Source organism: Flagellimonas rhodophyticola, assembly GCF_049332665.1.
Lineage (GTDB): Bacteria > Bacteroidota > Bacteroidia > Flavobacteriales > Flavobacteriaceae > Flagellimonas.
The window spans coordinates 2,573,391-2,585,816 of sequence record NZ_CP186326.1; the positions used below are offsets into that span (position 1 = coordinate 2,573,391).

A 12,426-nucleotide genomic window follows, 5' to 3' on the forward strand; every position below is an offset into this window, starting at 1 on the left:
TATGCCAAGATCCGTTTCAGTTTTAATCTTAGCCGCTGGAGCCTCTACTAGGATGAAAGGGGAAATCAAACAACTATTGCCTTGGGGCGAACATACACTTTTGGAAGATGCAATAAATCAAGCAAAAATTGTATCTGACAATGTCTATGTGGTTTTGGGGGCATATGCAAAGGAAATTTTAGAAACTGCAAGCATAAATGTGGAAGTGATTCAAAATAATAATTGGCAAATGGGCATGGGAAACTCCATTTCATGCGGACTAAAACATATTGCCGAAATAGAAAATCCGGACGGGATTCTTATTATGCTGGCCGACCAACCACTTATTGATGCAACTTATCTGCGAGAAATGCTGAAAACATTCGAGGAAGGAGAAAGCAAAATTGTAGCTACAGCGTATCAATCAGGCCCTGGGGTACCCGCCATTTTTGATAACTCAATACTTCCCGAACTTCTTACTCTTCAAGGGGATATTGGCGCAAGAAAAATTATCAAAAAGCATTTGTTGCAAACAAAACTTATTTCCCCAAACGGAAAAGAGGTGGATGTTGACACAAATGAAAATTATTTACAAATAATTGATATACAAAACATTAAATATGATTAAAACTACTATTACTTCAATCTTTTTTTGCCTACTCATTGGTTTCAGTATAGAAGCTCAGGAAATGAGTTTTGAAGAGTATAGCCCAAAATCGACCTTGGTCGTTTCTCAAAATCCGGTTAGCAAAGCAAAATTTCGCTTCATAGACGTTCACAGCCATCAATTTAGAATGGAATCGCAAGATTTAGCTGAATTAATAACCGATATGGATAATATCAATATGGGAATAATGGTGAATTTAAGCGGAGGTTCTGGGGAAGGGCTTAGGGCCAAGTTAAAAAACGTAAACGAGAATTATCCAAACAGGTTTGCAGTTTTTGCCAATGTCGATTTTAGCGGTGTGGGAACTCCGAATTGGGGCGAGATGGCTGCAGCGCAACTAGAGCTGGACGTCAAAAGTGGGGCGAAAGGATTGAAAGTATACAAAAGCCTAGGACTTCGGAACAAGGACGTTAATGGAAAGAGAATAGCAATCGACGATTCTCGTCTAGACCCTGTATGGAAAAAATGCGGCGAACTTGGAATTCCGGTTTTGATTCATGCAGCGGACCCAAAGTCTTTTTGGGATTCCATGGATAAAGACAATGAGCGATGGTTAGAACTGAAAACCAGACCAAGAAGAAAACGTTCCGACACCAACCCCGCACCATGGCAACAAATTATTGACGAACAGCATAGAATGTTCAAAAAACATCCCAAGACTAAGTTTATCAATGCCCATATGGGATGGTATGCCAACAATCTGGACAGGCTAGGGGAGTTAATGCAAGAAATTCCAAATATGTCCGTGGGTATTGGCGCTATCATCGCCGAATTGGGCAGACAACCAAGAAGGGCAAAACAATTTTTTATAAAATACCAAGACAGAATTCTATTTGGAAAGGACAGCTGGAAACCTGAAGAATTTCCAACTTATTTCCGTGTTTTGGAAACCGCCGATGAGTACTTCCCATACTATAAAAAGTACCACGCGTTTTGGGCCATGTACGGGTTGGATCTTCCTGATGAAGTGCTAGAGAAAGTATATTATAAAAATGCCTTGAATTTAATTCCCGGATTAGACACTTCATTATTCAAATAAATATCAGTAAAACGTTTTGATAGTATTTTTTTAAAAGTACAGCTTGAATAATCCATAACATTGATAAAAAAACATCAATGGCTAATTCAAGATTTTTACAGAACTTTTTCAGACTTTTAATTTTTACAATACTAGTTGTTTCTTGCTCCAGTGACAGCGGTGAGGAAGAAACTATGACAAATACTTCGGCTACTGTTGAAGGCTTCTATACCGGTTCAATTGAAATTACTATCAACAATGATGACATTACCGTTCCCATGTCGCTGATAGTGAATATGAGTGCAACAAATAAATTTGAAGGAGATTTTTTTGAAACCAACAGCTTCGTGCCATGTTGCAGCACCAATGAACAAGATGGCACCTTCAATTTTGATTATAACCCAACCACAATGGCCTTGACCAATTTTATCATCAGGGTAGATTTCAATATTGACCCAAATACACCTTGTACTGGTTTATATACCGGTTCCGGTACACTGGACGCCAGTGGAAATGCAAACAAAATAGTTGCTCAAATGAACGTTGATGATTGTAATGTCTCTAATACTCCAGCCGTGTTTACCGTAACAAAAATTAGGGAACTACAATAGTCAATCCGTTTTGTTTTTCTGGAGGAATTCACTGGGAGTCACACCTTCGATCTCTTTGAAAACTCGGAAAAATGTGGCTTCAGATTGAAACCCTACTAGAGTCGAAAGACCAGTCAAGTTGTAGTTTTTAAACTCTTTATTCAGAAGAAGAGATTTGAATTCTGACACCCTAACGGTATTTAGGTATTTTCTAAAACTGGTTTGCTGCTCCTTAAAATAATGTCGCAAATTAACCGTGTCTATTTGTAATTCATCAGCAAGATTAGCAACTGTAAGATTGGGTTGAGTATACAATTTTTTGTTCACCAAATCTTCTTTGAGTTTGACCCCAATTTCTTCTATATCCAGGATATTGACGGCTTCTTTTTGATACAATCTGCTAGGCGCAAAGTAGGATTTGAATTTAAAGAATTCGGTAATCGAAAATAGTAATAAGTAGGTGTTGACCAACATTGCCAATGGCATAAAAACATATCTATTCATCACTAAAAAGTTTTCCGCAAAAAACAAGGACTTGGTTAAATATGGCAGCATTCCGTAAAAACTCGAAAACCAAAAATATCCCAACAAAATGTACATAAAGTACAGGTACTTTCGCTTTACCTTAGGCAGGAAAGGTTTGGTTATAATCTTCTTGAATGCAACCACCACTAGCACTAGGTAAAATAGTTTTATAAACAACACGCTATAGCCTAAAGAAAGTGCGGTCCAGTAATAGTTTTCCGCATAAAATGACCTAAAACCAAACTTAATGGTGATGTATACAATATGAATCACAAATGGAATAGCCAAATGAGTCAAAACATGACTCCTTATTTTTTCTTTTGAAATTTGGGCAGTAGAGACATAAAGGTAGATAAGTGGTGCAAAGAAAAGGTCCTTGCCAGCACCAAATAAAATGCTCAATGGCAAGCTCTCTTTTATAAAGTTCCAATATAAATTGTTGATAAAGGTGACGCCAACAAAAAAGCAAAGAGTGCCAAGTATGACTAAGCGCAATTGTCTTTTATAAAAATAGAATAATGCAATTAATATGAGTTGGATACTGATGCAGAGCATCACCCCATCATAAATTAAATCTGGAAATGCTTGGTTCAAGAATTAGCTATTTACCCAAAAGTAAACAAAGTGGGGAAAGTAGAAAAGCTATTCTTTATCCGAATGCTTGTCTTCTGATTCGTCGTATTCTTGGAAAATCCCGCAAGAAACCTGTTGCCTTAAAAGTGATTTCTCTTTTTTGTTCTTTGTTAAAATTTCGATTTCCCGATTTAGAAAGTTCATGACAAGTACTTTAGATAAATAAAACGAAAGTTTTCATTACATATTTTAGGTCACAACCGGCATTCTCTTTCCAACAAGTTCCAATACCGACATCCAGTTCATTTTAAGTATTAAAGCCGCTGTAGGAATATTGTCATCTTCAATTGCCTGTATTATAGCCTCATTCTGTCTATTTACAGTTGCATAAAAATCATTTTCATGTACAAATTGATATTCATAAAAAAGAAGTCTTGCCTTTAGGTCCTCTAAAATTTGCAACAAAACCTTGTTCGTGCATTTATGTACCAACAGCGCATGAAATTGAAATCTTGCAGATAACCTATCCTGTGCACCCTTTGCATCTTTCAAATGGTCATGATGTGACTTTAAATTTTCGATATCTTCCGTATCAAAATTTGAACTCTCAAGTGCAGTCACTTCCAACTGAGCTATAATTCCATAGAGGTCTCCGGCCTCTTTTTCGCTTAATCTGGTCACCACAAAACCGCGGTTAGGAACTGCCTCTATAATTCTGGCTTGCTCCAATTGACTCAAAGCTTCTCGTATGGGAGTAACACTAATACCTATCTTTCGTGCAAGAGCTGCCAAATTAATGGTCTTCCCGATAGTCAATCCGCCTGTTTGAATTTGTTGAAGTAAATGTGAACGCACTTTATCGCGTAGGTTGGAGGTTGTTTGCATGTCCCTAATGTACAAATCGTATACGATTATTAATAAATATTGTTGTGAATCCTCAGATTATCAAAATTAACCTTCGAATAAACCAATCAATCCGACACATGGTGGTCCGCAAATTCAAAATAATTGCTTACTTTTCAAAGCAAACTTTCGAAGCCATAACAACGTACCAACTCACTATGAAATTTCAGCATTTGTACATCTCACTAATTGCTTTACTTGTATTTTCTTGTAAGCAAACCGAGGTAAAACCAATTGACAGTTTTTATGAAACCCAACTTTTTAAAGACGTACAACTAAGTGACTCTTTTAAGGATTCCAAAACCTTTGTGGACTTGGTGCCAAAAAAGGAAATATCTCTTTTAGAAGCGGAGTACTTAGAGGCAAAGGACGAGTCAGGGTTTGATTTAAAAACCTTTGTTGATGAGAATTTTGCTGATAAATCAATGAAAGCATTGGAGTTTGAAACTGATACCACCAAGACCATGTATGAGCACATTGGATTGATGTGGGATAAACTGACCAGGGGACCAGATTCGTTGATAGCAAATTCTTCAAGAATACCTTTACCGTACAAATATGTAGTTCCAGGTGGTCGTTTTCAGGAAATCTACTATTGGGACAGCTATTTTACTTTGGAGGGGTTGTTAGCGGATGGCCGAGCTGATCTTGCCAAGGCAATGGTTGATAATTTTAGTTTTTTGATTGACTCAATCGGTTTTATACCAAACGGAACAAGAAATTATTATAACACTAGATCTCAACCTCCATTTTATGCTCTTATGGTAGATGCCTTGGCAAGAACGGATGAAAACTTCGTTTTATATTATCTACCAGAACTTGCAAAAGAATATGAGTTCTGGATGCAGGGCAGCGATAAGGTAGTACAGGCTCGACCACAAAAACATGTGGTTGATTTAGGGGTGAATGTCTACTTGAATAGATATTGGGATGAAGGTGATACACCAAGACCAGAGGCCTACAAAGAGGATTTACACCTTGCAAGCGAATTCGAGTCCGATTCCCTAAAACAACTGTTGTATAAGAATTTAAGGTCTGCCGCTGCCTCCGGATGGGATTTTAGTTCAAGATGGTATGGAGAAAAGGATAATTTCAGTAGCACAGAAACTATTTCCATTTTACCAGTAGACTTAAATTGTCTTCTTTATTTTATGGAAGACATTCTATATCGTGGATGCGTGATAAAAGGGGATGAAGTTGCCCGAAATGAATTTTCAAGAAAGTCCCAATTGAGAAAATTGGCCATTCAGGAGTACTTTTGGAATGCTGATACTGGCTATTTTCATGATTACAATTTCAAAAAACAGTCTACAACGCTCGAGCTGACCTTGGCAGGAGCATACCCATTATACTTTGGTATTGCGACTCGTGAACAAGCGGAGCAAGTGAAAGATGTGATTATGGATAAATTCCTGAAAGATGGAGGGTTGGTCACAACCTTAGACCATTCTGGTCAGCAATGGGACGCTCCCAATGGCTGGGCCCCATTGCAATGGATAGCCGCTAAGGGACTTATTAACTATGGTTATAAGGATGAGGCCAAAGAAATTATGAAACGCTGGTTGGCCTTAAATGAGAGGGTTTACAAGAACACAGGCAAAATGATGGAGAAATATAATGTGGAAGACCTTTCATTGCTTTCTGGTGGGGGAGAATATGAAACCCAAGATGGTTTTGGTTGGACTAATGGCGTTGCCGTAGGTTTTAAAAAGTTATTAGAAGAAATGGAGCAAGAGTAAGTTTTTACTTTTTACCCTGACCAATCCCTAACAACCTCAATCAAAAAAATGTCCAAGTCACTACTGTTTATTCCAGACATCTCTGGATATACTAAATTTATTCAAACTACGGAGGTTGAACATAGCCAACATGTTATCTCCGAACTGCTGGAAGTTTTGGTTAATGCCAACACCCAAGAACTCAAATTGGCTGAAATTGAAGGTGATGCTCTTTTCTTTTACAAAGAGAATGATATTCCCTCACAAGAAAATTTATTAGCACAAATAGAATCTATGTTCACGGCATTTTACAGTCATTTAAAAATGCTTGGAAAAAATAGAATATGTCCATGTAATGCCTGTGCAACGGCCCCAAACTTGGAATTGAAAATAATAGCCCACAGCGGCAATCTTCAGCACATAGAAGTGCACGGTACACGCAAACCTTTTGGAGAACAGGTCATAGAAGCTCATAGATTGCTTAAAAACTCTGTGAAAAGTGACAATTATGTCCTCATAAGCCGAACCTTGGCATTGGACATTATGTTGTCGCCCTATTATTCGAGCAAGATTTATAGATTCAGACAAGGCACCGATTCTTATGATGATAAAGAAGTTGAATATATCTATTCTGTTATAGACCCATCGGAATTAAAACTTCGAAGTTTTTCCAATCCAACAAATGTATCCTTCGAAGGACCTGCCCCAATTGTTATTAAAAAAGCGTATCCAATTTCTGCGCACGAACTACTGGAGTATGTCACAAACTATTCCTTTAGGCATTATTGGACGGAAGGGATTGACCGATTGGATTATAATGAAAGGGAAGTAACAAGGCTTGGTTCTGAACATGTATGTGTGGTAAACGGAAAGCATCTGAATTTCACTACCGTTACCAAAGAAGCCCGCCCTGGTAGCCTAATTTATGGGGAACTTACTAAGAGTCCGCCCATACTTGATGAGTATTACCAGTTTTATCATTTCATTCCAACATCCGAAAACAGTTGTGAACTCGAAATAGAAGCCTTTTGGAAAGCTAAATCTCCAATAAAAAAACTCATTATTGCTTTAATGGGGAAGCAACTTTTCCGTAAAAACATAGAAAAGGCTATGACAGGCCTGCTGCATTTTGTGGAAAAAACAGATTAGGATTCTTTAGAATCCAAAAAATCGCCCAGATTGTTAATTGCAGAATCCCAGAATTGCTCATAGAAACTTACCCACTCGGTAATTTGCTTTAAAGGTTTTGCATCAGCCGAACAAAAACGCTCCCTACCACTGGCCGTAATTTCTACCAAACCAGCTTCCTGCAATGTTTTTATATGCTTGGTCACGCCTTGGCGGCTAATAGCAAACTGACCAGATATTTGTGAAATGGATAGGGCAGAGGAAGCAATAATCAAGGCGTGAAAAATTTCACGCCTTTTTGGATCTGCAATAGCCTTTAAAACTTTCGTAACATTATCCTGCATGGACTTCTTCAGTTAAGAATGTATTTAATTTGTTGAAACAATCTTCCCAGCCTCCACTATAATCATTAAAGTATTTAATCGCGGATTCACCTGGATAATTGGAAATACCTGAATGTTCAAGGTATAGTTTCGTGCCCGTTTCGGTTTCATGCAAGTTCCATTTTACAAGAGTTTCAGTGGTAGTATTTTCAACCATCCACGTGTACACCAAGGTATATGGCGTAGCGTTTTTGACTTCGCCCGTAATGTTCATACATCCGTGCTCCTCGCTTGAGGTGAAAGTATACTGGTAACCTTCCTCAGCCTTAAAATCGGCTTTGATAAACCAGGTAGAGATTTCTTCGGCAACTGAAATGGCCTTCCATACTTTTTGAATCGGGTGGGCAAATACATGCTCTTTGGTAATTACATCATTCATAATATTCGTTTTTTAGATTTATATATGCAACTAATCGGTTGCTAATTTACAAAATCATTTTTATTATGCAACTTTTTAGTTGCTTTTTATTCTAAAAGTGTTGTTACCTTTAAATCAAATAATTTTTAAACAAATTGAGAGCACCCGCAGGATATTCTGGAACACCACTGGCAAAAAAATTAGGTATAAAGGAAGGGTTTTCTATAATGCTGTATAATCCTCCAAAGCATTATTTTAGTTTATTCGAAGACTTCCCCAAAGATGTTGTGATTTTGGACGATTCCTCAGAGAACTCGGTCGACTTTATTCACATTTTTGTTACCACATTGCAGGAATTGCAAGAAATTGCGGGTCATTATAAGCCGTTTCTGAAAATGGACGGAGCTTTGTGGTTAAGTTGGCCCAAAGGCGCCTCCAGTATTCCGACAAACCTAAAAAGAGAACCCGTTCGGGAGCATTTAATTTCTATTGGACTTGTGGATGTTAAAGTAGCGGCGGTAGACCAAGATTGGAGCGGATTAAAGTTTGTTTACCGACTTAAGGATAGGTCATAAAAAATCTTTAACAAATCTATTATTTTCACATTTTTTTTAGAATTAAGGATAATGCTTTTGGTTATCTTTCATCGCTGATTCAACGAAAACTAAATCATATGAAATACTGCTCAAAAATTACCTATGTCCTAATCTTTACTTTTCTATTTTCATTTCAATTATCTTCTCAGAAACCTGATTCCACAACTTTTAAAGGTTTGGAATGGAGAAGCTTGGGCCCTGCCTTAACTTCAGGGAGGATTGCTGACATTGCCATTCATCCAAAAAACGAAAGTGTTTGGTACGTAGCTGTCGGTTCCGGAGGTGTATGGAAAACAACAAATGCTGGAACAACGTGGAAACCTATTTTTGATAAACAATCCAGCTATTCTATTGGATGTATAACGATAGACCCCAACAATCCTAGTACAATTTGGGTTGGTTCAGGGGAAAATGTAGGAGGAAGGCATTCGGGCTTCGGTGATGGAGTCTATGTAAGCCATGATGAAGGAAAGACATGGAAGAACATGGGTTTAAAAGCGTCTGAGCACATTTCAAATGTTATCGTACATCCCGAAGATTCAAACACTATTATGGTTGCTGCCCAAGGTCCTTTATGGAGCAAAGGTGGACAACGTGGTTTTTACAAAAGCACAGATGGAGGAAAAACCTGGAAAAAAACATTAGGTGATAACGAGTGGACTGGAGTTACGGATGTTGTAATGGATCATAAGAACCCAAATATTCTTTATGCCGCAACTTGGGATAGGCACAGAACAGTAGCCGCCTATGTTGGTGGCGGACCAGGTTCTGGTATTCATAAAAGTACAGACGGAGGAGAAACCTGGTCTAAACTGACCTCCGGTATTCCAAAATCGAATCTGGGTAAGACAGGATTGGCCATTTCACCATTCAACAGTGATGTGGTATATGCTGCAATTGAGACCGATCGCAGAAAGGGAGGGCTTTATATTTCGAGAAATCAAGGAGCTTCTTGGAGCAAGCAGTCCGATGCTATTTCCGGTGGAACCGGTCCTCACTACTATCAAGAATTATATGCTTCGCCACATCAGGAAGGCAAACTGTACCTAATGAGCAACTATGTGCTGGTTTCCGATGATCATGGAAAGCACTTCGAGCAGATGAATGAAAAGGGCAAACATGTTGATAGTCATGCTATGGCTTTTAAAAGTTCCGATCCTGATTATGTATTGTTCGGAACCGATGGAGGATTGTATGAATCTTATGATCTAACAAAAACATGGAGATACTTCAGTAATCTTCCGATTACACAGTACTATAAAGTGGCCGTAGATGATTCCGCACCCTTTTACAATATTTATGGAGGCACGCAAGATAATGGCTCGCACGGTGGTCCTTCAAGGACGCGAAGCAGCGCTGGTATCTTAAATGCCGATTGGTGGATAACTTTAGGGGCAGACGGACATCAATCCGCTACAGAACCGGGTAATCCCGATATTACTTATGGTGAATTCCAGCAAGGATGGCTTTGGAGAATCGACCAGACCACGGGGGAAACTGTTTTTATACAACCACAACCAGCTGCAGGAGAACCCCATGAAAGATTTAACTGGGATGCTCCCATTTTAGTGAGCCCTCATAATCCAACACGCCTCTATTTTGCCTCTTACCGTGTCTGGAAATCAGATAATAGGGGTGATGACTGGACAGCAATATCTACAGATTTAACCCGAAACGAAGAAAGATTGAACTTGCCTATCATGGGCAGACAACAAAGTTGGGATAATCCATGGGATGTATTGGCCATGTCCAACTACAACACTATTACATCACTTGCCGAATCCCCTTTGCAAGAAGGATTGATTTATGCCGGTACCGATGATGGTATTCTTCAAGTAACAGAAGATGGAGGTAACAGTTGGAGAAAGGTTATGCTAGGAAACATCAAAGGTGTTCCAAACAGAGCGTTCGTAAACGATGTAAGAGCTGACCTTTATGATGCAAATACCGTGTATTTGGTGTTGGACAATCATAAAGAAGGAGATTACAAACCATATTTACTTAAAAGTAGAGACAGGGGTAGAACCTGGTCATTTATGAATGGGGATCTACCGAAAAAGTTAATTACCTGGAGAATCGTTCAGGATCATGTAAAACCAGGATTATTGTTCGCAGCAACCGAATATGGTGTTTATTTCAGTAGTAACGGTGGGGTTAACTGGATGGAGCTTGATGGCGGACTGCCAACAATTTCTTTCAGGGATATCACGATACAGCGCAGAGAAAATGATCTGGTCGCAGCTTCTTTTGGGCGTGGATTCTATGTTTTGGATGATATGTCGGCACTTCGTGAATTCGATACTTCAAAAATGAATGAAGCAAGCTTGTATTCAGTTAGACCAGCTTATTGGTATATTGAAAAAAATGGGATGTATGCACAAGGTAGTAATCAATATGTGGCCAAAAACCCAGAATTTGGTGCCACTTTCACGTACTACTTACCAGAAAAAGTGAAATCCCTAAAGGATACAAGGAAAGAGAGAGAAAAGAATTTGAATAAACAGAAAAGCAATATTTCTTTCCCTGGCTGGGATGCTCTAGATGCAGAAAAGAATCAAGATAAGCCATCTATAGTCCTAATGGTCAAAGATGGTCAAGGTAATGTTGTAAATACAGTCAAAGGAACTAACAAAAAAGGATTCAATAGGGCAACTTGGAATCTTGCGTATGCCAATAGAACAGGTGTAAAGCTCAAAAACCCAAAGAGTGATGATGACGATTTCTTCGGGTCTCCTTATCTAGCTACTCCAGGTACATACTCGGTAGAATTGTATCAGCGTGTTGATGGTGGATTAAAACTGCTTTCTAGCGCTCAAACTTTTGAGGTGAAACCATTGGCGAAAGGAGCATTACCAGCGAAACCAACTTCAGAAATTGATGGTTTCAGGGAAATGTACCAGGATTTCCAGCAAGATTTAACTGCCACCAATACAGTGCTAGGTAGAAGTATAGAAAAAGTGGATGCCATGAAGCGTGCATTTGATGAAGCAGAACGACCTACAGATGCACTTGCTGCAAAAATCCAAAACGTTAAAAATCAAGTACAGGAGTTAAACAAACAAATGAACGGTAGTCCTGCGAGAAATGAAATAGGGGAGAAGACACCACCATCTCCTCAAGATGGAAGCTTTATCGGACTGGTTGCTTTACGAAATACATACGGTCCAACTGGAAACCAGAAAGCTGCAATGCTTCGAGCAAAAAATCAGCTTGAGCAAATCAAAACTGAACTAAGAGCTCTAACGAAAAGTGCTATACCAGCGATTGAAGCAGAGCTTAAAGCTGCGGGAGCTCCATGGATTGAAAGTCAAGGACTTATTGAAGATTAATATGATTATAAAAACTCATAGTTCCTTCCTTTTTGTCGCGCTGTTATCACTAGTAGGGTTACACGCCCAATACAGTGAGGAAGATTGGAAGGAACGCGATGAGTGGATGAATACTGAAACTTTACTACAAATGGCTGACTTATCCGATGGGGATAGAGTTGCCGATATTGGTTGTCATGAAGGCTATTTGAGCACTCGTCTGTCCAAAAAGGTAAAAAATGGAAGGGTTTATGCTGTAGATGTAAGGGAAGATCGCCTAAAAAGACTTCGAGAAAATGCCAATAGTAGAGGTTTAAAAAATATTATTACAATTCTTGGGGATTATGACGACCCAAAACTTCCTGAACGTGAGCTGGATATGGTTTTTATTATTGATACCTACCACGAAATGGATTCCCATGAACAAATCCTTAGGCATGTAAAACGCTCACTCAAACCTGGAGGAAAAATAATGCTCCTTGAAAAATTGAAAGAGTGGGTTAGGGGTAAGTCCAGAGAAGAACAGGTGAGAGCACATTCCCTTGGACCAGAATATGTCCGAAAAGAATTGATACAAGCCGGATTCACGATTATCTCTGAAATTGAGGACCACGGAGATTGGGAGCGTGAGGACAGCAAACAAATGTGGGTCATTATTGCTAAAAAGACCTCTTAGAGCT

Annotated in this window: 13 protein-coding genes; 8 read left to right on the forward strand and 5 right to left on the reverse strand. The window is 38.9% G+C overall.

Features of this window, described 5'->3' with window-relative positions:
• Position 1: 1 nt before the first annotated feature.
• From ACOKFG_RS11550 to ACOKFG_RS11560, 3 genes are all read left to right on the forward strand, one after another.
• Positions 2-607, forward strand: coding sequence for a nucleotidyltransferase family protein (locus ACOKFG_RS11550; RefSeq protein WP_298789708.1), 606 nt, complete (start codon positions 2-4; stop codon positions 605-607).
• The gene (locus tag ACOKFG_RS11555) at positions 600-1,685 is read left to right on the forward strand and encodes an amidohydrolase family protein (RefSeq protein WP_299485295.1); all 1,086 of its coding nucleotides are present in this window, start codon (positions 600-602) and stop codon (positions 1,683-1,685) included. Before ACOKFG_RS11550 ends, ACOKFG_RS11555 begins: the two co-directional genes overlap by 8 nt.
• Positions 1,686-1,762: 77 nt before the next feature.
• On the forward strand, positions 1,763-2,275 hold the full coding sequence (locus ACOKFG_RS11560; RefSeq protein WP_298789710.1) for a hypothetical protein: 513 nt from the start codon (positions 1,763-1,765) through the stop codon (positions 2,273-2,275).
• On the opposite strand, the gene ACOKFG_RS11565 is transcribed toward ACOKFG_RS11560, so the two are convergent.
• Genes ACOKFG_RS11565 through ACOKFG_RS11575 form a run of 3 tightly spaced genes read right to left on the reverse strand, consistent with a single transcriptional unit; the run spans position 2,276 to position 4,237 of the window.
• Complete coding sequence (locus ACOKFG_RS11565; RefSeq protein ID WP_298789711.1) at positions 2,276-3,373, reverse strand: helix-turn-helix domain-containing protein; 1,098 nt, start codon at positions 3,371-3,373, stop codon at positions 2,276-2,278.
• 48 nt (positions 3,374-3,421) lie between these two features.
• Positions 3,422-3,556: a hypothetical protein gene (locus ACOKFG_RS11570; RefSeq protein ID WP_298789712.1), complete on the reverse strand. Its 135-nt coding sequence runs from the start codon at positions 3,554-3,556 to the stop codon at positions 3,422-3,424.
• 45 nt (positions 3,557-3,601) lie between these two features.
• Complete coding sequence (locus ACOKFG_RS11575) at positions 3,602-4,237, reverse strand: GntR family transcriptional regulator (RefSeq protein WP_298789713.1); 636 nt, start codon at positions 4,235-4,237, stop codon at positions 3,602-3,604.
• A 176-nt stretch (positions 4,238-4,413) separates the two neighbouring features.
• On the opposite strand from ACOKFG_RS11575, the gene ACOKFG_RS11580 reads away from it, so the two are divergent.
• Positions 4,414-5,994 carry a trehalase family glycosidase gene (locus ACOKFG_RS11580; protein ID WP_299485298.1) on the forward strand — a complete coding sequence of 527 codons (1,581 nt, stop codon included), beginning with the start codon at positions 4,414-4,416 and terminating at the stop codon, positions 5,992-5,994.
• A gap of 48 nt (positions 5,995-6,042) precedes the next feature.
• Positions 6,043-7,122 carry a DUF2652 domain-containing protein gene (locus tag ACOKFG_RS11585; RefSeq protein ID WP_298789715.1) on the forward strand — a complete coding sequence of 360 codons (1,080 nt, stop codon included), beginning with the start codon at positions 6,043-6,045 and terminating at the stop codon, positions 7,120-7,122.
• On the opposite strand, the gene ACOKFG_RS11590 is transcribed toward ACOKFG_RS11585, so the two are convergent.
• The gene (locus ACOKFG_RS11590) at positions 7,119-7,445 is read right to left on the reverse strand and encodes an ArsR/SmtB family transcription factor (protein WP_299485302.1); all 327 of its coding nucleotides are present in this window, start codon (positions 7,443-7,445) and stop codon (positions 7,119-7,121) included. The two genes, ACOKFG_RS11585 and ACOKFG_RS11590, sit on opposite strands and share 4 nt — an antisense overlap.
• Positions 7,435-7,863 (reverse strand): SRPBCC family protein, encoded by a 429-nt coding sequence (locus ACOKFG_RS11595; protein WP_299173163.1) that lies wholly within the window; start codon positions 7,861-7,863, stop codon positions 7,435-7,437. The genes ACOKFG_RS11590 and ACOKFG_RS11595 overlap by 11 nt, the downstream gene beginning before the upstream one ends.
• Before the next feature lie 134 nt (positions 7,864-7,997).
• On the opposite strand from ACOKFG_RS11595, the gene ACOKFG_RS11600 reads away from it, so the two are divergent.
• The 3 genes from ACOKFG_RS11600 to ACOKFG_RS11610 all read left to right on the forward strand — a co-directional run bounded on the left by ACOKFG_RS11600 (position 7,998) and on the right by ACOKFG_RS11610 (position 12,422).
• Positions 7,998-8,417, forward strand: a complete 420-nt coding sequence (locus ACOKFG_RS11600) for a DUF3052 domain-containing protein (protein ID WP_422861294.1) — start codon at positions 7,998-8,000, stop codon at positions 8,415-8,417.
• A 98-nt stretch (positions 8,418-8,515) separates the two neighbouring features.
• Positions 8,516-11,767, forward strand: coding sequence for a WD40/YVTN/BNR-like repeat-containing protein (locus ACOKFG_RS11605; RefSeq protein WP_422861295.1), 3,252 nt, complete (start codon positions 8,516-8,518; stop codon positions 11,765-11,767).
• Position 11,768: 1 nt separating this feature from the next.
• Complete coding sequence (locus ACOKFG_RS11610; RefSeq protein ID WP_422861296.1) at positions 11,769-12,422, forward strand: class I SAM-dependent methyltransferase; 654 nt, start codon at positions 11,769-11,771, stop codon at positions 12,420-12,422.
• The last annotated feature ends 4 nt before the right edge of the window (positions 12,423-12,426 follow it).